Here is a 476-nt window from a genome sequence, read left to right on the forward strand (position 1 = left end):
GCGACCAGAGCGCCGCCTCAGGCCGTCGAAAGCTCACCGCCGTGCATCAAGCGGGCTAGCTAGTTCACCGACACCCTGAAGGGCGCCACCGGCGCCCGAACGGCCTGCGCTCACGCCGTCCAGCATTTAGTCGCCTTCCGACTTCTATAGCGCTGCCGAGAGGACCATGTTCGACGTCGACCCGAGCCAGGTGGAAAGCATCGATGCCAATGAACCGGTTTTATTGCTGCGGCGACTTCTGTGTGGCCGACAACATGGCGCAGAAAGAAACCGCCAAGGTCGAGGCCGAAGTGGCGATTGCCAGGGCAATGATCCGAGCAGGAAGATAATCGAACGCGGTCCGCTGCTTTGGGCGAGCCCTGCGCCAACCCGTCAACCTAGCTGTCTGATCCCAGGCTTTGATGGGGCATCCTTACTTATCTTCCGAATCAAAGGATGCGCTATGGGCCAAGTTCTGCATGGGAGCGCCACAACGA

Annotated in this window: 1 protein-coding gene; it reads left to right on the top strand. The window is 60.3% G+C overall.

The genetic code is table 11. The features are described from left to right. Positions 1 to 166: 166 nt before the first annotated feature. Positions 167 to 476: hypothetical protein (locus ACWGTO_RS33845; protein WP_454579000.1), on the top strand; the 310-nt coding region annotated here is incomplete at its 3' end.

The organism is Mesorhizobium sp. PL10, from assembly GCF_053714315.1.